Source organism: Geminicoccaceae bacterium, assembly GCA_020638465.1.
Lineage (GTDB): Bacteria > Pseudomonadota > Alphaproteobacteria > Geminicoccales > Geminicoccaceae > JAGREO01.
In genome coordinates this window covers 229,294-254,398 of sequence record JACKIM010000002.1, presented here as the reverse complement: position 1 = coordinate 254,398, position 25,105 = coordinate 229,294, and the positions used below count along the sequence as shown (strand labels likewise).

The window sequence follows — 25,105 nt, the reverse complement described above, 5'->3', positions numbered from 1 at the left end:
CGGTGACCATGAACCTCCTCGTCTTCCTCACCCATCCCGAAGTCGTCATCGACCCGCAGGTTCCCGTCCCGCAGTGGCGACTGTCGGACAGGGGCATCGCCCGGATGCGGATGTTCACGGAAGCCACCGCCGGAATCCGCTGGCAGGCCATCTTCTGCAGCGACGAGCGCAAGGCCCGCGACGGGGCGCAGATCGTTGCAGGGTCCGCCGGACTCGAACCCGTTGTCGCGAGGGACCTCGCCGAGAACGACCGCTCGGCCACGGGCTACCTCGACAAGGTGGCGTTCGAGGCCCACGCCGACCGCTTCTTCGCCCATCCGCGGGAGAGCATCGGCGGCTGGGAACGGGCCGTCGATGCCCAGACGCGCATCGTCGGCGCGGTGATGCGCATCGACCGCGAAGCTCCGGCATCGGGCAACATCCTCGTCGTCGCCCATGGCGGGGTCGGCGCGCTGCTGCTGGCCCATCTCTCGGATCGCCCCATCTCTCGCGCCCTCGACCAGCCCGGCGGCGGTGGCGGCAACCTTCTCACACTCCGCCGCAACCCGCTCGCCCTGGTCCATGGCTGGCGCGCCATCGAGGACCTCATCGCCTGACAACCCGTGCCGTCGGGGTACGATAACGCCGGTCCGGGCTCCACTCCATGCCCCGCAGCCGCGAATCCGAAGAGAAGCCCAAAATACCCCGGGACTGCCGTAATAAGGTCATGTTTTCCCACGGCAAAAAATACGACCGGAATTGGTGTGCCGCGATTGCCTCCTATCGCCATTTGCGCCATTGATCGGGTCATCATTCATCTTGAGATTGTCCCGAATCGGAGACAATCGAAAAGGGAGGCCCCGATGCGCAAGGAAGAAGCCCGGTGGATGGCGCGACAGGTCCGCGCCCTCGGCCTTCCGCAAGGAAGCACCTGCCTCAACCTGGGATCGTCCACCGGCCGGTTCCGCCGTGACATGCAGTCCCATGTCCAGACCGAGTTCATCGAACCGCTGGAGCGTGACGGCATCCGCTTCATCCATTGCGACATCAAGGCCGACGAGGGTGTCGACATGGTGGGCGACCTGCTCGACCCGGCGTTCCATTCCCGGCTGCGCGCGCTGGGTGCGGATCTGGTCACCTGCAACAACCTGCTCGAACACCTGGAGGATCCGCAGCGCTTTGCGCTGGCCTGCGCCGGGCTGATGCGACCCGGAGCCCGGCTGCTGGTGTCCGTGCCCTACAGCTATCCCTATCATCCCGATCCGATCGACACGCTGCTGCGCCCCTCGCCCGACCGGCTGGTCGCGATGTTTCCCGGGCTGGAGGCCGAAAGCCGCGAGGTGATCGTCTCGACGAGTTACCTGCAGGACAGCCTTGTCGACCGGAAGAAGCTCAGGAGGATGATGAGGAATTTCCGTCATGTCGTGCTGCCGTTCCTCGGACCGGCGGAGAAATGGCGCCCGCGCGCCCATCGGTTCCTCTGGCTGCTGCGGCCCTACAAGGTCAGTGCGGCGGTCCTCCTGCGGCGGGAAGACCGGGCCGGTCATGGCGAGAATGACGGCGAAGGATCGCCGCCGGTGCTGAAGCTGGCTATCTGAAGCGGTAGTTCAGGCGCAGGGCGGTGGTGGTGGCGTTGTTGTTGCCGGAGCTGTCGAAGGCCACGCTGCCGGTAAGGGCGACGCCCGACAGCGGCGATGCCTCGGCGAAGGCGTATTGCATCGACAGTTCGCCGCGCACCGAGTTGCGGTCCGGGCGGGTGCCACGGGTCTTCCAGGAGAACGCCTTGCCGGGGGCAGCCCGGGATTCGGCACTGACTTCGCGCGCGTCGTTGTAGAAATCGTGGCGGAAGACGACATTGACGCCGGGCGTGACGGTCCCGCCATCCGGCAGCCGGAAATCGCTGCGCAGATCGACGCCCGTCTCGACAAGATCCTTGCGGGTATTGTTGCTGTTGAAGGAATTCCCGAACGTAGGATCATCCTCGTCGAAGGACTTCTGTTCGAACCAGGTCCGTCGCGCGCGGACGAAGGTCACCATCTGCAGATCGGGCAGCATGGCCGCATGCCCCACCTCGCCGGTCAACGATGCGAACTGGCCGTCGAAATGTCCCTCGACGCGTTCGCCGAGCGGGAAACGCTGGGTGTCGGTGGACAACTGGCCCATCGCCGCGGAGGCGCGCAGGAAGAAGCCGCTCCCGTTCATGCTCACACCCTGCACCGACACGCCGAACCCCTGGCTGTCGCCGCGGGTCGAGCGGTCCGGAACGTCGAATTTCGAGGCCAGGGCGCCAATGGTGCCGCCGATGGCGAAGCCGTCGTCGTTGACGGCATCGTAGCCCAGGATCATGTGCTCGAAATGCGAGCGGGTCCGCGCCGCACTGCCGTCGCCGTCCAGTTCGCCGCTGCCATAGGCTGTCTGGGTCCAGACGCGGTGGGGATTTGCACAGGCATCCTCGTTGCCGCGCATCCGCCGCGCCATGCAGGCAAGGGTGTCGCCGGTCTGAGAATCGGATGCGGCGGCGAAGCCCTCGGCTGCCATGACGGCTCCCTCGTTGGCACCGGCAATGCTGTCGCCCGAAAGCGAGTCGTACGCCCGACCGAGTTCCTCGGTGCTGTTGATCGCCAACAGCCGCTCGGTGATCGGCTGATAGGCCGGAAAGCCGAACGTCTGGATCGCGTCGATGGCCTTGCCCATCTTCAGCTGGTTGTCGGTGAGCCCGTCCGGAGAGAAGGTGACGGAATAGACCATGTAGAGGTCCCTCCCGTTGGGATCGAGCTCGATCTGCGGTGCCACCGTCGCGTTCGTCGAGCGGGTCCCGTTGAGGTAGTAGGGGTCGATGGCAATGCCGTCGAGGGTGATGCCCTGGGCCGCATGGACCATCAGTTCCCGGAACAGGCCGGGCTTGGCGGCGCCGGTGAGCGGGTTGAGCTGGATCAGGCCGCCGAGCCGTGCCGTGCCGCTGACGTTGAGCGCGTCGATGGTATCGACGATCTGCGTACCGTCATTATTCTCGATATAGGTAAGATCAACGGCAAGTTTCCCGGTCGTGCCCTGGACGAAATTGCCGGTGAGTTGCACCGAGTCGTTGCCGGAATTGCTCGAATCCGCCGTTCCCGTGCCGCCCAGCGCCATGTAGCCGTTGTTGATGAACACGTTGCCGGCGTTGGTCTCCGGACCGAGATCGATGACGAGCCCGGTCTTGTAGGTGGCACCGTCGGCATTGGTGAAGCTGTTGGTGTCCGTCGTGGTGCCGGTATTGGTGAGGTCGATGGAACCGGTGATCAACCCGCCGCTGTTGTTGTAGATCGCCTCGTTGCCGCCCGTGCCGGTGATGGCATAGTCGTCGATGCCGCCCAGCGTGCCGATGTCGCCACCGTCATTGTTGTTCACGGTGTTGTTGGCGCCGTCGATGATGGCGATGCCGACACCGCCCTCACCGCCGATGATCTCGCCGGCATTGTCGACGGTGATGTCGCCGGGGGTGGGTCCGCTCGACTGCTCGGTGAGCGCGGTGCAGCCCGGCGTGGTGCAGTAGATGCCGCTGGCGTTGAGCGTGGTGATCGCGCCGCCGGCAACACTGCCGTTCGAATAGAGAAGCACACCGTCGCCACTGTTGTTGGTGACCAGGCCGCCGCGGTTGTCGAAGGTGATCGCCCCGGCCGTTCCGGCGTCGGCGAAGCTGTATCCGATGATCGCAGCACCATTCCCGTAAGTGGTAATCTCGCCACCTTGATTGGAAATATCGACCGATCCGGCGTCCCCTTCCTCGGAATGGCTGCGGGCGAAGATGGCCGCCGAATTGCCATTGGCGTCGATCGTTCCGGAATCGTTGGAAACCGTGACATCGCCGGACCTGCCGCCCGATGTGTCGGCGTTGGCCTTGACCTCGCTTGTGGCGATCAGTGCTGCACTCTGCGTGCCGTTCGTCTCGATCGTGCCGCTGTTGCTGGCCGTCACCGCACCGGAATTGCCGTTGCCGGACGCGAAGCTGAAGGCAAGGACGCCGTTCGACTGATCGGCGTCGGTGGCAATCGTGCCGGTATTGCCGACAGTGACGGCCCCTGCGGAACTCGACTGCTGCCCCGTCGGCACTCCTGTCCAGAAGAAATTCGCCGTTTCCCTCGAAGCCAGCCCGACAACGCCCCCGACCGAAGCCGCCGTGATGCCGTCGGAGCGGGTACCAAATGTCCCGATGTCCCCACTGTTGTCGACCGACACGACCCCGCCGTTCCCGCCGACCTTGCTCGCCGTGCCAGCAGAACCGGAACCGCCGCCGGAACCGTTGGAGCCGGCCGGGCCGTAGATCGGGACAGGACAAATGAGATTACTGTTGCACTGGTAATAGCCGCGTTGCCCCTTGCTACCGCCGCTACCGCCGCTACCGCCGCCGCCTGCTACGCCGCCGATAGCACCAAAACTTTCAGCCAGTATTGCGGACGAATAGTTACTGCCGAGCGTACCGACAAGTTGCTCGTTCAGGATGTTGATCGTGCCACCGCTACCACCATCACCGCCAGTTCCGCCGACACCGCCTGCCCCGCCAGTCCCGCCGTCTCCTGCGCTACCGACGAGCGTGACGGTATCTTCGTTTCGCGCCCCACCGCCAGTGCCGCCAGCGCCGCCAGTGCCACCAGTGCCGCCGACACCGCCCGTACCACCGAGGCTGGAGGCATGGATAGCATGGTCGCCATCGCCGAACGAAATGATCCGTCCCAACGTCCCGAGATTGTTGATCGAGATGGCACCACCCTGACCACCGACGCCGCCGACACCGCCCGTACCACCGATTCTTCCGGCACCGCCTCGACCTCCCTTACGGTCCGCATTTCCGACAAGGTGGAACAGATACTCGGCATCGCCCCAACCGCCAGTACCACCCTTGCCGCCAGTACCACCATTGCCCCCCAGGCCACCGGACCCGCCGTTGCTGGACGCGACGATTCCCCGGGCTGCAACGATGGATCCGGATCCGTTAGTGAATGCGATAGTGCCAGCGGTCGCCCCCACGGCACCTGTCCCACCAACACCGGCATCGCCCCCCGTACCGCCGCCCGATGCCACAAGGTTGAAATCGTATGTTTCCGGGAAAAAGTATTTGCTTGCGATCTCGGAATCTCCGCCCATGCCTCCTTGACCGCCCTGACCGCCCTGACCGCCCTTGCCCCCCTGACCGCCGTCGCTCTGCAAGGAGATGCCAACACTCTCAGCCAGCCCATCAAAATCGATACCCTCGCCAACGAACTCCAGCACGACTGCACCGGAGCTTGCCGACCGGCTGCTTGTCCTACCGCCTTGACCTGAACCTCCGGTGCCTCCGGCAGTTGATGAAATGGATCGTGGACCTGTGCATTCCGTTGCCGGCCCGGCTGCTATCACCCTCCATCCGGCACATTCACCATTGGCATCCCGCCCGGCAGAACCGGTTCCTGCCGTCGATTGGTTGGCTTCTGTCGTCTCCACGGGTGCGGTACTATTCAGCCGGACACCGACCGCTCCGGCACCGCCGCCGGTGATGAGCGCATCGGTGTTGTCGATGGTGACATTCATGCCACCCGATCCGCCGCCGGCCGATACCTCGCCGGAATCGATGTCGATGGCCGCGGCGCCCGCGCCGGCGGTGATGCCGTCCGTGAGATTGTCGAAGGTGAACGTGCTGCTGGTGGCGCCCAGGGACCGGGAGAAGCCGGACCCGAGATTGCCGTCACAGGTGTAGTCATCTCCGGATGCCGTACATCCCCCCTGGGCAGCATCCGGCAGGACGAGAAAGATCACCGGGAGGGCCGTCGCCGTCCGGACGAGGCGGAATTTCAGCTGTCCTTCACGAGGATCGAACATGACAGTCTCTCAGTCACTGGAAACCGGGCCGGGCCGAAACCCGATCCCATCAAGGAGCGATGGTGGAAAGCGATGGCCCGCCGGCAGGCAGGCCGACCGATACCGGGCTGTCGGAACAACGAGCCGTCGGCGGGATCGCATTGCGGGAAAGAATTGCCATGATTGCCTCTGATTTCGGGCTTCACCCGGCATGGAACACAAACGTCATCGGTAAATTTTGCCCAGACATGTTTTTCACCTGATTGATGACATCAATGATATCATTTATCAACTGTAGATTATATTCTATAGACAATGATCCTACAATTTCGGCCATTGCCTGCCACCATCCGTCCCCGGGGCAGGACGACGTCGCGGCAGGCCGGTCACGATGCGGCAAAGCGTCCGCGACCAAAAATTCGGGCAGGTGCTTGTCGCTGGACAGGGCATGTGCTAACCGGCTCACGCCGTCGAGACGGGGGTGCACAGGTGCATGCGCTGCCGCACGATCAAGACCACGTACAGGGAAGCCTTGAGTGGCCGTCCAGACGGACAGGATCTCGCCTTAAGCCGGGGAAGCCGATTTGTCCGCGAATTCAGCCGCAGCCTCTGGTCTGGCCTCGCGCTATGCCATCGCGTTATTCGAGCTCGCCGAGGCGGCAGGCTCGCTGGATGACATTGCCGCCGACCTGCAGTCCCTCGACGCGATGATCGAGGAGAGTGCCGACCTGCGCCGCCTCATCCGCAGCCCCGTGCTCAGCCGCGATGCCCAGCGCGACGCGGTTCTGGCCGTGGCCAGGAAGGCGGGGCTCAAGGACCTTACGACGAAGTTCCTTGGCGTGCTCGCCAACAAGCGCCGCCTGTTCGCGCTTCCCGAGGTAAGCCGCGCCTATCGCGACATGCTGGCCGAGCACAAGGGCGAGATGACCGCCCGCGTGACTTCGGCCGTTCCGCTTACCGACGAGCAGCTCGAAGAGGTGAAGGCGTCGGCAGCCAAATTCGCCGGACGGGCCGTGAGTGTCGAGGCTGACGTCGACCCCGCCCTGCTGGGCGGGCTCGTCGTTCATGTCGGCTCACGCATGCTCGACGCATCGTTGAAGACCAAGCTGCAGCATCTCGAGCAGTCAATGAGAGGAATTGGGTGATGGACATCCGCGCCGCCGAAATTTCGGCGATTCTGAAGGAGCAGATCGCCAGCTTCGGAACCGAGGCCGAGGTCTCGGAAGTCGGCCGTGTCTTGTCTGTTGGCGACGGCATTGCCCGTGCCTACGGCCTCGATGACGTCCAGGCCGGTGAAATGGTCGAGTTTGACGACGGTACCCGGGGCATGGCTCTCAACCTCGAGAGCGACAATGTCGGCATCGTGATCTTCGGTGGCGACACGGGCATCAAGGAAGGCTCGACGGTCAAGCGCACCAAGAACATCGTCGACGTGCCGGTAGGCAAGGGCCTGCTGGGCCGTGTTGTCGACGCGCTGGGCAACCCGATCGACGGCAAGGGTCCGATCGATGCGGCCGAACGCAAGCTGGTCGAGGTCAAGGCACCCGGCATCATGCCGCGCAAGTCGGTGCATGAGCCGATGATGACCGGCCTCAAGGCCATCGACAGCCTGATCCCGGTGGGCCGCGGCCAGCGCGAGCTGATCATCGGCGACCGCCAGACCGGCAAGACCGCGATCGCCATCGACACGTTCATCAATCAAAAACAGTACAACGATGCCGCCGGCAGCGACGACGGCAAGAAGCTGTTCTGCGTCTACGTCGCGGTCGGGCAGAAGCGCTCGTCGGTCGCCAAGCTGGTGAAGATCCTCGAGGACGCCGGGGCGATGGAATATTCCATCGTCGTCGCCGCCACGGCTTCCGATGCGGCTCCGATGCAGTTCCTCGCTCCCTATGCCGGCTGCGCCATGGGTGAGTATTTCCGCGACAACGGCATGCACGCCGTGATCGTGTATGACGATCTGTCCAAGCAGGCGACCGCCTATCGCCAGATGTCGCTGCTCCTGCGCCGCCCGCCGGGACGCGAGGCCTTCCCGGGCGACGTGTTCTACCTCCATTCGCGCCTGCTGGAGCGTGCCGCAAAGCTGAACGATGCCAATGGCAATGGTTCGCTGACCGCCCTGCCCATCGTCGAGACGCAGGCCAACGACGTGTCGGCCTATATTCCGACCAATGTGATCTCGATCACCGATGGCCAGATCTTCCTTGAGACCGACCTGTTCTATCAGGGCATCCGTCCGGCGGTGAATGTCGGTCTTTCGGTCAGCCGCGTGGGCTCGTCGGCCCAGACCAAGGCCATGAAGAAGGTCGCCGGCAAGATCAAGCTCGAACTGGCGCAGTATCGCGAGATGGCCGCCTTCGCGCAGTTCGCCTCGGATCTCGATGCCGCCACGCAGCGCCTGCTGAACCGCGGCGCGCGCCTGACCGAACTGCTCAAGCAGCCGCAATATTCTCCGATGACGGTCGATGAACAGGTGTCGGTAATCTACGCCGGCGTGAATGGCTATCTCGACGGATTGCCGGTTTCGGTGGTGGGGCGCTACGAGGAGCAGCTGCTTTCCGAGCTGAAGAGTCGTGGCAGCGACATCCTCGAGAGCATCCGCAAGACGGGCGATCTCAACGCCGAGACCGAGGCCAAGCTCAAGGAGCTGGTCGAGAACTTCACCAAGAACTTCTCGTAAAGGCGACCGATGCCCAGCCTCAAGGACTTACGCAGCCGGATCTCCAGCGTCACCCAGACGCGCAAGATCACGAGTGCCATGAAGCTCGTTTCGGCGTCGAAGCTGCGACGGGCCCAGGAGGCTGCGGAAGCCTCGCGTCCCTTTGCCCGGAAGATGTCCGACATGCTTGCCAATCTCGCGGCAGGCGTGAAGGGCACCCCGGGAGCGCCGCTGCTCATGACCGGCACCGGCAGGGACGACACGCACCTGCTGATCGTGGCAACCGCCGACCGTGGCCTGTGCGGCGGCTTCAACAGTTCGATCGTGCGCGGTGCACGCCGCCGCATCCGTGAGCTGACCGATGCCGGCAAGACCGTCAAGATCATCTGTGTCGGTCGCAAGGGCCGCGACATGCTCCGCCGCGAGCACAAGGACAAGATCATCGATTATATCGAGGGTGTTGCCGGCAAGAAGCGCATGGAATACGCCGATGCGGCGATGATCGCCGACCGGGTGGCGCATCTCTACGCCAATGGCGAATTCGACGTCTGCACGATCATCTACAACACGTTCAAGTCGGCAGTGACCCAGATCCTGACCTACAGGCAGCTCATCCCGGTGGAAACGCCGGAATTGGCCGAGGAGGAGGCCACGGGTGGTCTCAAGGCCCTCTACGAGTTCGAGCCTAGCGAAGCGGGCATATTGTCGGAGCTCCTTCCGCGCAATCTCGCGGTCCAGGTCTTCGGTGCGCTTGTTGAAAATGCCGCCAGCGAGCAGGGCGCACGCATGGCCGCCATGGACAATGCGACGCGCAATGCCGGCGAGATGATCCGCAAGCTGACACTGAGCTACAACCGCCAGCGTCAGGCGCAGATCACCAAGGAACTCATCGAGATCATCTCCGGAGCCGAGGCGGTCTGACCGCGTCGCAGGAGCTGGAGCTAATCGCCCTTGAAGGGACAAGTGAACATGGCGAAGTCGAAGAACAAGTCCGAGAACGTCGCGACCGGCCGCATCACCCAGGTGATGGGTGCCGTCGTCGACGTGCATTTCGAGGGTGCCCTGCCGGCCATCCTGAACGCCCTGCACACCACCAACCAGGGCAAGACGCTGGTGCTGGAGGTGGCGCAGCATCTGGGCGAGAGCACCGTGCGCACCATCGCCATGGACAGTTCCGAGGGCCTGACCCGCGGGGCCGAGGTGATCGATACCGGCGCGCCGATTTCTGTACCGGTCGGTGCCGAGACGCTGGGCCGCATTCTCAACGTCATCGGGGAGCCGGTGGACGAGAAGGGCCCGGTCGACGTCAAGGTTACCGCTCCCATTCACGCCCCGGCCCCGCCCTATGTCGACCAGTCGACCGAGGCCGAGGTGCTGGTCACGGGCATCAAGGTGGTCGACCTGCTGACCCCCTACCCGAAGGGTGGCAAGATCGGCCTGTTCGGCGGCGCCGGCGTGGGCAAGACGGTGCTCATCATGGAGCTGATCAACAATATCGCCAAGGCACATGGTGGCGTGTCGGTATTTGCCGGTGTCGGCGAACGTACCCGCGAGGGGAACGACCTCTATCACGAAATGCTGGAATCCGGCGTCATCAACGCCGACGATCCCGGCAAGTCTAAGGTGTCGCTGATCTACGGCCAGATGAACGAGCCTCCGGGTGCGCGCGCCCGCGTCGCCCTCACCGGCCTTACCGTTGCGGAGTATTTCCGCGACCAGGAAGGACAGGATGTGCTGTTCTTCGTCGACAACATCTTCCGCTTCACCCAGGCGGGTTCGGAAGTATCTGCACTGCTCGGCCGCATCCCCTCGGCGGTGGGCTACCAGCCGACGCTCGGCACCGACATGGGCGCCATGCAGGAGCGCATCACCTCAACGAAGAAGGGCTCGATCACCTCGGTGCAGGCCATCTACGTGCCTGCCGACGACCTGACTGACCCTGCCCCGGCCACGACCTTCTCGCATCTTGACGCGACCACCGTGCTTTCGCGTTCGATCGCCGAACTGGGCATCTATCCCGCCGTGGATCCGCTGGACTCGACCTCACGCATCCTCGAGCCGGCCGTCGTCGGCGAGGAACACTATCAGGTCGCCCGGTCGGTGCAGGAGACGCTGCAGCGCTACAAGGGCCTGCAGGACATCATCGCCATTCTCGGCATGGACGAGCTGTCCGAGGAGGACAAGCTGGTCGTGGCCCGCGCCCGCAAGATCCAGCGTTTCCTCTCCCAGCCCTTCCACGTGGCCGAGGTGTTCACCGGATCTCCGGGCAAGCTGGTCTCGGTCGAGGATACCATCAAGGGTTTCAAGGGCATCGTCAGCGGCGAGTATGACGATCTTCCCGAGGCAGCCTTCTACATGGTGGGCAATATCGACGAGGCCATGGACAAGGCCAAGAAGCTGGCGGCCGAAGCGGCCTGAGGGAGACGCTGAATGGCCGAGAAGGTCTCATTCGAGCTCGTGTCGCCCGAGCGGCTGCTGGCCAGCATCGAGGCGGACATGGTCGTGGTGCCGGGGGCGGAGGGCAATTTCGGCGTCCTTCCCCGTCATTCGCCTTTCATGTCCCTGGTCCGGCCGGGCGTGATCGACATCCATGAAAAGGGGGAGATCACCCAGCAGATCTTCATCGAGGGCGGTTTCGCGGAAGTGAACCCGGAAGGGCTCATCGTGCTGGCCGAGGCCGCGACTCCGCTGGACGAGATCACCCGCGAACAGGCGGCGGAGGTCCTCAGGAATGCCGAGGACGAGCACAGGGCTTCCGGCGACGAGGTCGAGCGCGCTCGCCTGGTGAAGATCATCTCCATAGCCCGCATCCGCCTCGAAGCGGTATCCTGATCCGTCGAATATCCAACCGGAAGGCTGACCAATTCAAGATGACGGGCTCCACAGGGGCCCGTTTTTCTTTGCCGAGTCGAGGAATACCCACGGTCGATACAAACATCCTTGCCTGCTCCCCTGCCCGTCGGCCTATGATGGAGTAATCGAAGCGGGAGGGGTTGTTGGCGCGGTTGCTGGTGCCATTGGTGGTTTTTGTCGTGGCCGTGAACGGCGGCTGGCTGTTGCCGGAGGAATGGTCGAACGCGACGATGGCGATGCGCAGCCTCGCATGGCTGGCCGGCGCATTGCTGTTGGTGAAGTTGCTCGACCGGTTCCTGTGGCAGGGAATCCTGCGCAGTCGACTCGGGCACGCGCCTCCACGCCTTCTCACCGACCTGTTCGCGGCGACGGTGTTCGCCACGACGATCCTGATCGTCGCCGGTCGCGAGTGGCATGTACCGGTTGCGGGGTTGATCACCACCTCGGGAGTTCTGGTCGCGGTTCTGGGCTTCGCCCTGCGCGACATGCTGGCGAGCCTGTTCGCCGGTATCGGGCTCAACATCGAAAAGCCCTACGCCATCGGCGACTGGATCGAGACGTCACCGGGAACCGTGGGAAAGGTGGTCGAGATCGGCTGGCTGACCACCCGGCTGGAAATGCTCGATGCCGTCCGGGTGGTGGTGCCCAATGCCCATCTCGCCACCAGCGTGTACCGCAATTTCGGCCGCCGGGGCGAGCTGTTCCGCACCGAGGTGGAAGTGACGCTCGATCAGGCGGTACGCGCAGACAAGATCGAGCGGATCCTGCTGAGTGCAGTGCGGGCGGTGGACGATCTGGCGACCAGGGGGCGCGGTGCAGACCTCAAGATCGGTTCGTTCGACTCCCGTGGCATTGTCTGGCGGGTGCGCTTCTGGGTGGACGACTACCAGAAGATCCAGAACACGCGCTATGCCGTGCAACGCTCGATTTTGCAGCACCTGCATCAGGCGGGCATCGCCCTGCCCTATGACAAGCTCGACCTGTATCATGCGGCCATGCCCGAGCGGTCGCTGGATTATGCGGCCGATCGCGGGCGGCTGTTGCAACGTTCGGAGCTGTTCCGGCATCTCGATACACGGGAGGTGGAGACGCTGGCGGCCGGTGCGATCGAGCGCAGACTGCCCAAGGGACAGGTCGTGGTTCACGAAGGCGACCGGTCTCGCTCGCTCTATGTCGTCCTTGAGGGCAACCTGAGCACCTCGGTCGCGGAAGGCGATGCGCAAAGGACCGTCAACCGGCTGACCCCCGGGCAGATTTTCGGTGAATTCTCGCTTTTGACCGGCGAACCGCGCAGTGCCACCGTCCGCTGCGAAAGCGATGCGATCCTCCTTGAAATCGGCGAGGAGACCATGCGCCCTGTCCTCCAGCAGGATCCCGAGGTGGCGACCACCCTGAGCCGGGTGTTGTCACAGCGGCAGGCGATCATTCACGAGCGGCCCCACCAGAGCACCGCCGCCGGCCGGCCGACCACTCACGAGGACCGCCTGTTTTCGCGGATCAGCGCCCTGTTCGGCCTCAACTGAGAACGAGCCATCCCCAGGGCGGCTCGCGGCCGTGTGACAGCCCGTACGGTCGAACGGGCATCAATCATGATTTCCCGCAACGGGAGAATCGGCGCGGCGGATAAGGTCAACGGCTCGACAGGGAACCCATTCCCGCTGCCGGCACCTGCGATACCGGCGAAACGATGTCCTGAGCCAGTTGCTCCACATGCTCGGCATTCGCGGCCCATGTCAGGTCGCGGCGCCGAAGCGTTGCCGCCGCCTCTCGGCCGAGTCGCTCGCGCAGCCCGGCATCGCTCGCCAGCCGGTCGAGACGATCGGTAAGGTCATCCGAAGTACCCAGCAAGCCATCAATCCCGTCAGTCAGAATTTCCTCGATATTGGCCGATCTGGGAGCGACGATGGCCTTACCGGCAGCCATATATTCGAACAGCTTCAATGGCGACGCGTAGTCAACTACTGCCGGTTGAAGAGCAATATCGAATGCCGACAGGCAGGTCGGGACGTCGGCACGCTCGACCACACCGAGAAAGCGAACCCGGTCTTCGATACCGAGTTGACTGGCCCTTTGCTTCAGGTCGGGTATCGCGGGGCCATTTCCGGCAATGGCGAGAACGACCCCGGAATTCGCCGAACGGGCCAGCCAGTCCACAACATGCTCTAGTCCATGCCACGGCCGGACAAAACCGATGAATCCCAGCACCAGCCGGCCTTCAAGGCCATAGAGCTTTTTCGCCCCGGAGCCCGGCTGTGCCTGCGCAAATCGTTGCGGATCGATACCGTTGGGCATGACGGCAATGTGCGACCGCGGGATGCCGGCCGCTTCGATTCGTCCCGCCAGCACATCGGTGACAGCGACGACCCTGTCAGCAGAACGCCAGATCCAGCCTTCGATCCGCCGTGCCAACCCTGGCATGCCCAGCCCGCCATGCCGTTCGCGTTCCTCGGCAAGCGGGGCGTTGACCTCGAGGATCATCGGCAGACCCAGCAGTCGACGGACGATGGCGCCCGCCGGTGCGTGCAGATTGTAGCGTTCATATAGCAGATCGGGCTGCAGCGAGCGCACCGCCCGCCACAACCGCCAGGTCGTGACGAGCCCGTATCCCAGCTCGGCGCATTCATAGAGGGCCTTGGGAATACGCCGTTTCAGGGTATCCAGGGTCGTGCTCTCACCGCCGAGACTGTCGCCGTTGATGGCCGCCGGCCCCACGAGGCAGACCTCATGGCCGCGCGCCTCGAGCGCGTGAATCAGCTCCTCCATGTGAACATACTGGCCGTCCTTGGAGCGGATACGATGATGATAGAGAATGCGCATCAGCATCGCTCCCGGGCGACGATGTCATGGAACAGCTCGAACTGGCCGCGGCTGGTGGATTCCCATCCGAACCCTTCGGCATGGGCGCGCGTCGCCGACCGCGGCTTGCGGCACGCTTCGAGCGCGTGCCAACCCTCGACGATGGCCGCGGCGCTCCGCTCGCGCATCAGCACGCCGGCCTCGGGACAGGTGACCACCTCCGGTGTTCCCCATATGTCGGTCGCAATCACGGGTGTACCGCATGCCATCGATTCGAGCAGCACATTGGCCCACCCCTCGCGGCTCGATGGCAACAGCAGGGCATCTGCTGCAGAATAGACTGCGGAAAGCTCTGCATGGGGAATGTTGCCAAGAAAGCGGATACGCCCGCCAACACCGAGCTTTCGGGCACGCTCCTCCAGCATCGGGCGCTCGCCACCCTCGCCGGCCAGCAACAGAGTGTGACGGGGCAGACCCGGCAGGGCATCAATGGCCAGATGGGCTCCCTTGCGCTCGATCAACTGTCCCACAAGCAACAGTACCGGTCCGTCCAACCCCAGCCGGTCACGGGCCAAGGCACGGTCCTGCGGACGGAAAAGTTCGAGATCCACGCCATTGCGCAATGTACGCACCTTCGCCGGGTTCGCCCCGAGTTCGATGAAGCTGCGGGCAAGTGCGGCACAAACCCCGATGAGCCCGCTGGCTTCCCTGATTGCAAAGCGTATCCAGCGACGCGGAACGGTGAATTGCGGGATGAGGTTGAGATCCGTTCCGCGGGCGGTGATCACGAGCGGAATGCCGAAACGCCGGGCCAGCAATGCTCCGGCCACCCCATCGGGATAGACATAATGCGCATCGATGATATCGGGTCTGCATCCTCCTGCGATCGAACGGCGGAGATGCGGAATCATCGCCCGGTAGAGCAACCAGGGCTGGGCCGCCATGCCGATCCCGGGAACGGTGGGATAACGGGGATGACTCACAGGAAGGGAGAACCGGGTCTCCTCCAGCGGCACCCTGGCATGTTCCGCATAGCGGCCGAAGCAGTCGCTGCGCAGCGGAAACCACGGTACCGGCGCCAGCACCCGGGCATCGACCCCGCCCTGACCGACAAGGTGACGCAGCCGGTTCTCGACGAAGATTCCATGATTGGGCTGCATGGCATTCGGGAACAACTGGGTGAATGTCAGTATTTGAAGAAGTTTATCAGATGGCACGTTTTTGGTCCCCGCGCGGCTGCAGCCAGCCGAAATGGTCCCCCATATATTCGAGCAGCGAACGTTCCGGACCGTCGGGCCTGCCACTGAAATGCCAGCTCGCCAGCAGCACGCCGGTAAACGTGAAGGCACCGATGGGAGCCGACCATGCGATGACCAGGGCCGACGTTGTCCATGGCGATGGCAACCCCAGGACCATGGCCGCCATCGCCATGGTCGCCAGAGCAGTCCGCCACAACGCCGACAGAAGCCTCGACCAGCTGATGTTCAACAGCCGCGCGACGACGAAAAGGTTGATCCCCAGATTGAGGATGGCACCAGCCGTGAGCACACAGGCAGCCCCCATCACCCCCCATGTCTTCACCCCGATCACCAGCGCCGGCAGGACCATCACGATGAACAGCGCCGTCAGTGCCGGTTCGATGCGGACCCTGCCCAACGCCAGATAGATCGCATTGGCATTGGCCGTGCTGGTGCGGAGCAGGCCGTAGACGATCAGCGCCTGAATGAGCGGTGCCGCCGGCAACCAGTGGGTCCCGAGGAACAGGGCGACGATCGGTTCGGCGAGAAGGCCTATCCCAACCCCGATCGGCGTGGTGATGAGGATCAGCAGCGCAAACGAATTGACATAGGTGCGGCGCAACAGGTCGAGGTCGTCGACCATGCGCGCAAATCCCGGATAGACTGCCCGGTTGACCGGCAGGGCCAGTTCGGAAGTCGGAAGATCGGCGATCTCGTGAGCGACACTGTAGAGACCAAGGGGCGCCGCACCGGCATATTTGCCGATGACGATCGTGTCCATGCGGTCGCGCAGGAAGCAGAACAGGTTGTTCAGCGCCAGCCACTTCGAAAAATGGATGAGCCGTCCCCACGCCGCCAGACACAGCCGCGGCCGATAGGGTGCGAGCCAGTAGCTGAGAATCAGGAGGATGGCACGGCCGAGAACGATGTTGACGATCAGTGCCCAATAGGATCGCCACCAGAACGCCAGGGCAACGACGATCACGAAGGATGCAACCTTGGCCCAGACACGAAAGCGGAATTCCTTTTCAAGCTCCAGGTTCTTGCGGAAATCGATGGTCCTCACACTCCAGAAACCCTGAATGACGACGGCCAGGGCCATCAGTTCAAAGAGGACTTCCAGGCGGGGGTCGTCGAAGAATCCCGCAAGCCAGCCGGCACCGAAATAAAGGCAGGTGGCGACGACCAGCGCCTTGATCAGGTTGAGCGTCCAGGCGGTGTCATAGTCGTCCCGGGTCGTATCATTCTGCCGGATGATGGCCAGATCGAAATTGAAATCACTTGCCGTCTCGAGAAATGCGGCGGCGGTGGAAGCAAGTGCCACCAGCCCGAAATCCTCGGGAACGAGAAGTCTGGCAAGAATGAGTGTGCTTAACAGCCCCAGTCCGCGCAGGACAAGCCGGAGCCCCACCAGCCACAAGGCACCGCTGGCCATCCGCCGACCAAGCGACAGCTGCGCGGCACCTTCACCCTGCGATAGATCGCTCTGGTCGTTCATGACACTCCAATACGCCAACACTTGCGGGCAGCCCATCAGGCCGGCATCCGGTCCGGATGTCCGATCCCATCGAATCACACGACAAACCGCAATGGCCTCGAACGTACTCGGTTCGGAACCATTTCGGTGAAGGCCTCCGCTTTTCGGTGATGTTTGCCCGACGACAACCACGACACGGGGCGCGCGCTTGTGGTCACCTTTCAGGTCCGGCCATTTCTGCCGTCAGTTTCATCTGTCTACACGATCGAGTGTCTACACCATCGAACCGCTTTCCGCGCATGACAAAGAAGCCGGACGTAACATGATATGGAATAGTTTCAGAATTGAAAACATTGATGTATTTAATGAGTAAGAGCATCCCGGCGTGATATGGCTTGCATGCGATGCAAGGCTAACGACGACGCCCTGTCGGGAGCAATAGAGAACATGTTGAAAATCTTTGGTCACTATATCGATCGCCGCCTGGCCGTGCTGGCTGCCGGCGATGGACTGGTATTGCTGACGTTCTTCTATATTGGTTACTTTACACGCTATGCAAACCCGGATTCTTTCGCGTCCGAGTTGCTGATATATCTCCCGCATGCCGCGATATTCGCCGGAACGGCAATGTTGTGCATGGTCGCCATCGGTCTCTACGAGCGCGGTATCGAGCTTACCGCGCGTTCCGTGACCACCCGGCTGGCCACGGCCTTTACCGCCACATTCATCATGCTGGCGGTGATCTCCTACGTCATTCCCGAAGCGAAGATCTGGCGCAGCGCACTGATCATCGCCATTCCGGGCGCCTTCCTCGCCATCCTCGCCCTGCGCCTGCTGCTTCAGTCAAGTCCCCTCGGCCGCAGCTTCGAGCGCCGGATCCTGATCGTCGGGGAACCCCGGCTGATGGACCATGTCGGGAAGATCGTCGCCGACAACCGGCATTCGGCCATCCGCGTCGTCGACCGGCTGCGGGTCGATTCCGCCATCGTCCGCGCCAATGACCTCACCACGCTGCGCCGCTATGCCGAGGACCATGACGTCAGCGAGATCGTGGTTGCCGTAGAGGATTCCCAGGCCCCCAACGTGCCGATACGCCCGTTGCTCGAGTGCCGGCTGGCAGGACTGCCATTGAGCGATCATGTGGCCTTCGCCGAACGCGAGACGGGACGGGTGGATCTCACCCAGTTGCAGAAAAGCTGGCTGATCTTCTCGGATGGCTTCGATTCAAGCCGGCTCGACCTTGTCGCCAAGCGGATTCTCGATGTCGTCATCTCGCTGTTCGTCCTGATATTGTGTGTGCCCCTGATGCTCATGGCGGCCATTGCCGTGAAGCTTGAGGACGGCGGGCCGGTGATCTACAGCCAGACCCGCGTCGGCCGCAACGGCCAGCTCTTCATGCTGCACAAGTTTCGCAGCATGCGCACCGATGCCGAGAAGCTGGGAGCCCAGTGGGCCGCCGAAAACGATCCCCGGGTGACACGTACCGGGCGTTTCCTGCGGGCCACGCGAATCGACGAACTTCCACAACTGTGGAACGTGCTGCATGGCGAAATGAGCTTCGTCGGCCCACGGCCGGAGAGGCCGGTGTTCGTCACCGAACTCGAACGCGAGCTGCCCTACTTCAACGAGCGTCACCGGATCAAGCCCGGCATCAGCGGCTGGGCACAGGTGAACCATGAATATGCCGCGACCATCGAGGACACGAGGGTCAAGCTCGAATACGACATGTACTATGTCAAGAACTGGAGCCTTTTCCTGGACTTTCTCATCATCGCCCAGACACTCCGGGTGGTGTTCACCGGCAATGGCGCACGCTGAATCCGATGGAACCCCTGGAATTTCTGTCCGTTGGCGGGCTGATCTTCCAGGCCGCCGCCTATCTCGCCCTGAGCGTGCTGCTGCTGTCGAGCTGGGGGCGTGAACGGGCACAGGCGCTGATCGGCGCCCTGCTCACCGCCACCGCCGTGATAGGACTGTTCGACGCCATCGCCCATCTGCTGGCCCGCTGGCTGCCGACGGCGATGCCAGCGCTGAGTGACCGGTTGCTGCTGATGGCATGGCTGGCCGTCCTGGCCACCCTGTCGTTCGGCGAGAACCGGGTCCGGCAACAGTCGTCGGTCCTCGCCGGCGCCGTCGTCCTCGTGTTCGGTCTCGCCTCGGGCGACTGGGCCCATCTCGGCCTGCTGCTTGCGGGCTTCGCGTTGGTCGAACGAACCTATCGCAAGGCCGATTACGACCAGCGCTTCGCCCTGAAGCTGATGCTGATCGGAATTTCGGCCGCCTTTGCCGCCGAGCTGGTCATTGTCCTCGACGAACTGTCGTCATCGGCGTCATTGGAAATGGCCCGCCCCGCAGGGCCGGTCATGCAGGCGGTTGCAGTCCCGTTCATCGCCGCCTCGATTGCCCGCCGCCCCGACTGGTCGCTCGACATCCATGTCAGCAGGCGCGCGGTGTTCGGTGGCGTGATCGCAACCGCGGCGGCACTTTATACACTCATCACACTGTCCATCGGCGCCGTGGCGCGCGATGCAACCGGTGCGGCCGGGACCAGCGTTCAGATCATTCTCGTCCTGTCGCTGCTGGCACTCGGCGGTTTCGTCCTGCTGTCAGGCCACTTGCAGGCGGCGCTGGGAGCCTTTGTCAGCCGGACCTTTTTCAGCTACCGGTTCGATTATCGTGATGAATGGGCCCGTTTCGTGCGCACGCTCGAAGGTGCAAGCGCACATACGACCGAAAGCCTCGCCGACCGTGTCATCTTTGCCGTGGCCGATGTGGTGGAAGCGACCGGCGGCGCCGTCTGGCTCGCGGAGCCCCGCGGGCGTTTCACACTCGTGGCCGTGCGCAACCTCAGCATCGACCGGCGTCCCGACAATGTCGACCCCGCCTTTGCCACGATCCTTGCCGACCATGTGGAACGCGTGGACCCGATCGACCTCGTCGACGGCGACGATCCGCGTGCCAGTGCCCTGCCCTCCTGGATACCGGCACCGCCACATTCGTGGCTCCTGCTGCCGCTCTACCATCGAGAACGGCTGTTCGGCATCATGGTACTCGCCGAACGCCGCATGAACCGCGCCCTCGATCGCGAGGAGCGGGACCTGCTGGGTGTGGTCGCCCGCGAAGCCGCCTCCTATCTTGCCGAGGACCGCGCCGCGAGGCGGCTCACCCAGGTCGAGAGGTTCGAAAGTTTCAACCGCCGGTTCGCCTTCGTCATGCACGATGTCAAAAATGTCTCTGCCCAGCTCGCCCTGACGCTTTCGAATGCCCGTCGGCATCGCGGCAACGAGGCCTTCTACGATGACATGCTCAACACGCTCGATGCGTCGGTTGCACGCATGAACGCGTTGATTTCACGCATCCGCAGCGACGATCCCAAGACCTCGGCCGTGCGCCTCGACGAATTGCTGGCGGATATCGAGGGGGTACGGATCACGGGCAGACTGTGCCCGACAGAGATCAGTGCCAACCCGGCAAGGCTGCGGTCGGTTCTGAACAACCTCGTCGACAATGCGCGAGAAGCCTGCGGCGAATGCCATCCCAACGCCTGCGTCGTGGAAATCCGCCTGTCGCATCACGACGGCATGGCCGTGGTCGAGGTCAGCGACAATGGACCAGGCATGGACCCCGCCTTCGTGCGCACCGAACTGTTCGAGCCATTCACATCCACCAAGCCGGACGGCATGGGCCTCGGCATGGCGGACGTCAAGGAAACGATCGAGTCGATGGGTGGACAGCTTGAGGTCGACTCGGCCCCGGGAGCCGGGTCGACCATGCGCATCCTGCTGCCAGCCCGTCAAACAATGGGGGAAACATGAACGACCGCCGCCTGCTGCTTGTCGAGGACGATGAAGCCTTGCGTACCCAGTTGCGCTGGTCGCTCGACCAGTTCGACCTGACCATCGCCGAAACCCGCGAGCAGGCCATCACGGCCATGCGCGCCAAGGAACCCCAGGTGGTGCTGCTCGACCTTGGCTTGCCGCCCGATCCCGAAGGCAGCAGCGAGGGTCTGCAGGCGATGAGCGACCTTCTCGAACTGTCACCCGATGCCAAGATCATCGTTCTTACGGGAAGGGAAGGTCGCGACCACGCGCTCAAGGCCGTTGCCGGCGGCGCTCACGACTATCACCAGAAGCCGACCGACCCCGAACACCTGTCCATGGTCCTTGAGCGGGCTTTCTACATGTGCGACCTCGAACAGGAGAATCGCAAGCTGAACGACCAGCAGTTGCATACCAGGCTTCCGGGCCTCGTCGGCGACAGCCCCGCGACACTCGCGCTCATTCGCACCACGGAGCGCGTCGCCCCCACCGATGTGAGCCTGGCGCTCATCGGCGAGAGCGGGACGGGCAAGGAAGTGGTCGCGCGCGCGCTGCACCGGCTCAGCAGACGGGCGCCCCAGCGTTTCGTCGCGATCAATTGCGCGGCGATTCCGCCGGCCCTGCTCGAAGCCGAACTCTTCGGCTACGAACGCGGCGCCTTCACCGGAGCATTCAAGCAGACCCGAGGCAAGATCGAACATGCCGACGGCGGGACGCTTTTCCTCGACGAGATCGGCGACCTTCCGCTCGAACTGCAGTCCAAGCTCCTCCGCTTCCTGCAGGAACGGGTGGTCGAACGGCTTGGCGGTCGCGAGGAGATCGCTGTCGACGTGCGCGTGGTCTGCGCCACCCACCGTGATCTCGAACAACAGGTGCGCGAGGGCCATTTCCGCGAGGACCTCTATTACCGCCTCTGCGAGATCAGCATCCCGATCCCTCCCTTGCGTGACCGCGTGGGCGATGCCGTCCAGCTCGCGCACCACTTCCTCGTCAGTTTCACACGGGAATTGGGGGCAAAGGACAAGCGCTTCAGCAACGATGCCCTGGCGGCCATCGATTCCTACGCCTGGCCCGGCAATATCCGCGAATTGCAGAATCGCATCAAGCGGGCGATCATCCTTTCAAGTTCCCGCACGATATCGCGGCAGGATCTCGACCTTCACGATGTCGAGATCGAGGATGCCGCGCTCAATCTCAAGCGGGTACGCGACCGTTCGGAGATCGCCGTGCTCCGCCGGGTTCTGGCCCGTACCGATGGCAATATCTCGCAGGCCGCAAAGCTGCTTGGCGTGAGCCGTCCGACGCTATACGACCTCATGCGTCAGCATCAGCTCAGGGATTGATCCATGGTCGGGTCCCGTTGATCAGCCAGCCCCACCTCCTGCACCTTCTTCCGGGATTCGGAACGGGCGGTATCCAGTCCGTACTTTGCAGCGTGATCAACGGTCTGGGACGTGCCTTCAGGCACACGATCGTTTCGCTGAACGGCGACCTGCGGGCAGGGCAACGGCTCGCAGGGGACCTCGATGTGGAATTGCACGGTTCGCCCGCGAAAATGGACGGCCTGCGTGAGCGGCGGCGTCTCATCCGCTCGTTCGAGCCCGATCTGGTCCTGACCTCCAACTGGGGATGCTTCGATTGGGTCATTGCCCAGGCGATCGCCCCGGCAGCACCGCACATCCATCAGGAACACGGCTTCGGCCCCGACGAGGCCCACCGCGAGATCGCCCGGCGGGTCTGGGCGCGGCGACTGGTCTTGCCGTTCGTTCACCGCCTCGTGGTCCCTTCGGTGACCCTCGAAGAAAAAGCCAGGACAAACTGGTGGCTCAAGGCGGACAAGGTGGTGCGGATCGCAAACGGCGTCGAATCGAGCGATGTGCCCGCCAGGGACGAACTCCAAGGACGCGATCCCTCGACTCCCGCCTCGTGGCCAGATGACAGGGTCACCTTCGTCACGGTGGCCCCACTGCGACCGGAAAAACGGATCGATCGGCTCATCAGGGCATTTACGGCGATGCCGGACCACACCCGCACGGCGCTGGTCATCGTCGGTGACGGTCCCGAACGGCCGGCGCTCGAAGCACTTGCCCGCGAAAGCGGTCTTGAACACAAGATCGTCTTCCTTGGACACCAGGAACAACCCGCCAGAATTCTTGCTCATGGCGACATCTATGCGATCACTTCCGACACCGAGCAATTGCCGGCTTCCGTGCTCGATGCGATGGCGCTGGGCATGCCGGTCGTCGGTACGGCCGTGGGCGATGTGCCGGTCGCCGTTTCACAAGCCAATCGGCGCTTCACCGTTCAGCGCGAGGACGAGGTGGCGTTGACCCGGGCCATGAGCGAACTTGCCGCCGACGAGTCCCTGCGCAAGGCTGTGGGCGACGAGAATCGCCGGCGGCAACGTGCCGAATTCGATGCCCGGGCCATGGTCGAGGCCTATGGCCGGCTGTTTCACGGCGCGTGTCGTCACTGAGAGGACGACAAGGGCCACCCGATCCATGACCAACAACCGGTCCACCCCCTTCCCCGACGGGTTCGACCAGCTCGTTCACGATCTGGTGGATACATTCGCCACCGATGACAGTCGCGGAGACAATATCGGCCGCAACATCAGCATTGTAACACTCGCCATCATTCGCTGGGTGGCGATCATCGGCCAATTGTTCACGATCCTCTTCGTCCATTTCTCGCTCGGCATCAATGTCAGCCCGCAATGGCTGCTGCCCCTTGTCGGCGCCTCGGTACTGGTCAATGTCGCCCTGATGCGGCAGCGTCGCCTGGGCACACGCCTGAGCCAGCGCCGCACGCTGCTGGTCTTCGGTTTCGACATCGTCCAGCTCGGCATGCTGCTGGGCTTGACGGGGGGACTCAGCAATCCGTTCTCGATGTTGCTGCTGCTGCCGGTCACCCTGGCGTCAACAACACTCACGCGCGGCGGCGCCCTGCTGCTGGCCGGCATAACGCTGATCATCATCGCAATCCTCGCCGGCGTCCCCGGTGGATTGCCCTGGGTCACCGGACCGCTGGAGTTGCCCCGCCTCTACACTACGGCCGTGTGGCTGGCATTGAGCCTCGCGGTTGGCCTGTTTGCCTGGCACATGGCGCAGATCACCGATGACGCGCGACGGCAGGAGAGTGCCTTTTCGGCGGTTCAGGCCGCACTGGCCCGCGAGCAGCAGCTCTCGGCCCTGGGCGGCCAGGCTGCGGCCGTGGCCCATGCCCTGGGAACGCCGCTGGCGACGATCAATGTCATCGCCAAGGAGCTTGTGCGTGAGCTGCCCGGCGATGACCCCCTGGCCGTCGATGCGAACGAACTGCTCGAACAGGCCCGGCGCTGCCGGCAGGTGCTTTCCACGCTCGGGCGCCCGCAGAGCGACCGTAGCCACCAATTGTTCACGGCATCGCCGCTTAGCGATCAGTTGCGCGAGATTTTCGAACAATGCGAACGTCCTCCCATCGAACTGCGCATGAACCTGGAGATCGGGGACGGGTTTGCGGATCCGATTATTTGTCTTGCCGCAGAAATTCGACACGCATTGACCAACCTGATCGAGAACGCGGTGAGCTTTGCCGAAACGGAAGTATTCCTGACGTTGAAAATCGCCAATGATGGTACATCCCTTGTCATTGAGGATGACGGTGCGGGATTTGATCCGGAGATTCTCGACAGGCTCGGCGAACCCTACAATACCGGCCGGCCGCTTTCCGGCGGTCTCGGTCTTGGTGTATTCATTGCCAACAGTCTGCTTGCGAGAACGGGTGCAAAGCTGCATTTTGAAAACAGCAAGAAGGGGGCGCGGGTGCGGATTCACTGGCCAATAAGCGCTAGCATAGGAGAGTTGGAGAACAGCGCATGACACAAGGTATCGGCCAGGAACGGAGTTTCCCAAGCATGAACGGCAGCCTGAACCCGAGTGGCGAGCGTCCGCTCCTGCTACTGGTGGATGACGATGCGCCGCTGCTGCGCAGCCTCGAACGGGCGATGGATCGCCGTGGTTTCGAGGTGCTCACGGCAACCGGGCTCAAGGAGGGCCTGAACCTCGCCCACAGCACCAAGCCCGATTTCGCGGTGATCGATCTTCGGCTGGAGGATGGTTCCGGCATCGAACTGGTCAAGCGTCTGCGTGAGCTCCATCCGCAGATCAAGGTGGTGATCCTGACCGGCTATGGGAATATCGCCACGGCGGTAGCGGCCATCAAGGCCGGAGCCATGGATTACCTGGCCAAGCCTGCCGATGCCGACGACGTCATCAACGCCCTGCTGGCCAATGGCAGCAGCCTGCCGCCACCGCCGCAGAATCCGATGTCCGCGGACCGGGTGCGCTGGGAGCACATCCAGCGGGTGTTCGAGCAATGCAATCGCAACGTCTCCGAAACCGCCCGGCGGCTCAACATGCATCGGAGGACTTTGCAAAGAATTCTCAACAAACGGGCACCACGCGAATAACATAGAAAAAAACATCAGGGA

The 25,105-nt window shown here is 63.3% G+C and carries 19 protein-coding genes; 15 read left to right on the top strand and 4 right to left on the bottom strand.

Annotated elements, in window-relative coordinates:
* Positions 1–8 precede the first annotated feature (8 nt).
* Positions 9–596: a histidine phosphatase family protein gene (locus H6851_11600; GenBank protein MCB9944247.1), complete on the top strand. Its 588-nt coding sequence runs from the start codon at positions 9–11 to the stop codon at positions 594–596.
* A gap of 246 nt (positions 597–842) precedes the next feature.
* The gene (locus tag H6851_11595) at positions 843–1,577 is read left to right on the top strand and encodes a methyltransferase domain-containing protein (GenBank protein ID MCB9944246.1); all 735 of its coding nucleotides are present in this window, start codon (positions 843–845) and stop codon (positions 1,575–1,577) included.
* On the opposite strand, the gene H6851_11590 is transcribed toward H6851_11595, so the two are convergent.
* On the bottom strand, positions 1,570–5,814 hold the full coding sequence (locus H6851_11590) for an autotransporter outer membrane beta-barrel domain-containing protein (protein ID MCB9944245.1): 4,245 nt from the start codon (positions 5,812–5,814) through the stop codon (positions 1,570–1,572). The two genes, H6851_11595 and H6851_11590, sit on opposite strands and share 8 nt — an antisense overlap.
* Before the next feature lie 59 nt (positions 5,815–5,873).
* Here H6851_11590 and H6851_11585 point away from each other — a divergent pair, with 59 nt between their 5' ends.
* The 7 genes from H6851_11585 (at position 5,874) to H6851_11555 (ending at position 12,828) form a co-directional block, all read left to right on the top strand.
* Positions 5,874–6,056, top strand: a complete 183-nt coding sequence (locus H6851_11585; protein ID MCB9944244.1) for a hypothetical protein — start codon at positions 5,874–5,876, stop codon at positions 6,054–6,056.
* 321 nt (positions 6,057–6,377) lie between these two features.
* On the top strand, positions 6,378–6,938 hold the full coding sequence (locus H6851_11580; GenBank protein ID MCB9944243.1) for a F0F1 ATP synthase subunit delta: 561 nt from the start codon (positions 6,378–6,380) through the stop codon (positions 6,936–6,938).
* Positions 6,938–8,473 (top strand): F0F1 ATP synthase subunit alpha, encoded by a 1,536-nt coding sequence (locus tag H6851_11575; protein MCB9944242.1) that lies wholly within the window; start codon positions 6,938–6,940, stop codon positions 8,471–8,473. Before H6851_11580 ends, H6851_11575 begins: the two co-directional genes overlap by 1 nt.
* A gap of 9 nt (positions 8,474–8,482) precedes the next feature.
* Positions 8,483–9,373 (top strand): F0F1 ATP synthase subunit gamma, encoded by an 891-nt coding sequence (locus H6851_11570; protein MCB9944241.1) that lies wholly within the window; start codon positions 8,483–8,485, stop codon positions 9,371–9,373.
* A gap of 48 nt (positions 9,374–9,421) precedes the next feature.
* Positions 9,422–10,870, top strand: a complete 1,449-nt coding sequence (gene atpD / locus H6851_11565; protein MCB9944240.1) for a F0F1 ATP synthase subunit beta — start codon at positions 9,422–9,424, stop codon at positions 10,868–10,870.
* A 12-nt stretch (positions 10,871–10,882) separates the two neighbouring features.
* Complete coding sequence (locus H6851_11560; protein MCB9944239.1) at positions 10,883–11,284, top strand: ATP synthase F1 subunit epsilon; 402 nt, start codon at positions 10,883–10,885, stop codon at positions 11,282–11,284.
* 164 nt (positions 11,285–11,448) lie between these two features.
* Positions 11,449–12,828, top strand: coding sequence for a mechanosensitive ion channel family protein (locus H6851_11555; protein MCB9944238.1), 1,380 nt, complete (start codon positions 11,449–11,451; stop codon positions 12,826–12,828).
* A gap of 106 nt (positions 12,829–12,934) precedes the next feature.
* On the opposite strand, the gene H6851_11550 is transcribed toward H6851_11555, so the two are convergent.
* Genes H6851_11550 through H6851_11540 form a run of 3 tightly spaced genes read right to left on the bottom strand, consistent with a single transcriptional unit; the run spans position 12,935 to position 16,837 of the window.
* The gene (locus tag H6851_11550; protein ID MCB9944237.1) at positions 12,935–14,122 is read right to left on the bottom strand and encodes a glycosyltransferase family 4 protein; all 1,188 of its coding nucleotides are present in this window, start codon (positions 14,120–14,122) and stop codon (positions 12,935–12,937) included.
* Complete coding sequence (locus H6851_11545) at positions 14,122–15,261, bottom strand: glycosyltransferase (GenBank protein ID MCB9944236.1); 1,140 nt, start codon at positions 15,259–15,261, stop codon at positions 14,122–14,124. Before H6851_11545 ends, H6851_11550 begins: the two co-directional genes overlap by 1 nt.
* Before the next feature lie 46 nt (positions 15,262–15,307).
* A complete protein-coding gene (locus tag H6851_11540) occupies positions 15,308–16,837 on the bottom strand; it encodes a lipopolysaccharide biosynthesis protein (GenBank protein MCB9944235.1) in 1,530 nt (509 codons plus the stop codon).
* 426 nt (positions 16,838–17,263) lie between these two features.
* Between H6851_11540 and H6851_11535 the strand changes: the two genes are divergently transcribed.
* The 6 genes from H6851_11535 to H6851_11510 are packed head-to-tail and all read left to right on the top strand — an operon-like array spanning position 17,264 to position 25,084.
* Positions 17,264–18,634: a TIGR03013 family PEP-CTERM/XrtA system glycosyltransferase gene (locus H6851_11535; GenBank protein ID MCB9944234.1), complete on the top strand. Its 1,371-nt coding sequence runs from the start codon at positions 17,264–17,266 to the stop codon at positions 18,632–18,634.
* A 5-nt stretch (positions 18,635–18,639) separates the two neighbouring features.
* Positions 18,640–20,631 (top strand): PEP-CTERM system histidine kinase PrsK, encoded by a 1,992-nt coding sequence (gene prsK, locus H6851_11530; GenBank protein MCB9944233.1) that lies wholly within the window; start codon positions 18,640–18,642, stop codon positions 20,629–20,631.
* On the top strand, positions 20,628–21,977 hold the full coding sequence (prsR, locus tag H6851_11525) for a PEP-CTERM-box response regulator transcription factor (GenBank protein MCB9944232.1): 1,350 nt from the start codon (positions 20,628–20,630) through the stop codon (positions 21,975–21,977). Before prsK ends, prsR begins: the two co-directional genes overlap by 4 nt.
* Positions 21,978–21,994: 17 nt before the next feature.
* Positions 21,995–23,110 (top strand): glycosyltransferase, encoded by a 1,116-nt coding sequence (locus tag H6851_11520; GenBank protein ID MCB9944231.1) that lies wholly within the window; start codon positions 21,995–21,997, stop codon positions 23,108–23,110.
* Positions 23,111–23,135: 25 nt separating this feature from the next.
* A complete protein-coding gene (locus H6851_11515) occupies positions 23,136–24,494 on the top strand; it encodes an ActS/PrrB/RegB family redox-sensitive histidine kinase (GenBank protein MCB9944230.1) in 1,359 nt (452 codons plus the stop codon).
* A gap of 35 nt (positions 24,495–24,529) precedes the next feature.
* On the top strand, positions 24,530–25,084 hold the full coding sequence (locus tag H6851_11510; protein ID MCB9944229.1) for an ActR/PrrA/RegA family redox response regulator transcription factor: 555 nt from the start codon (positions 24,530–24,532) through the stop codon (positions 25,082–25,084).
* Positions 25,085–25,105 lie beyond the last annotated feature (21 nt).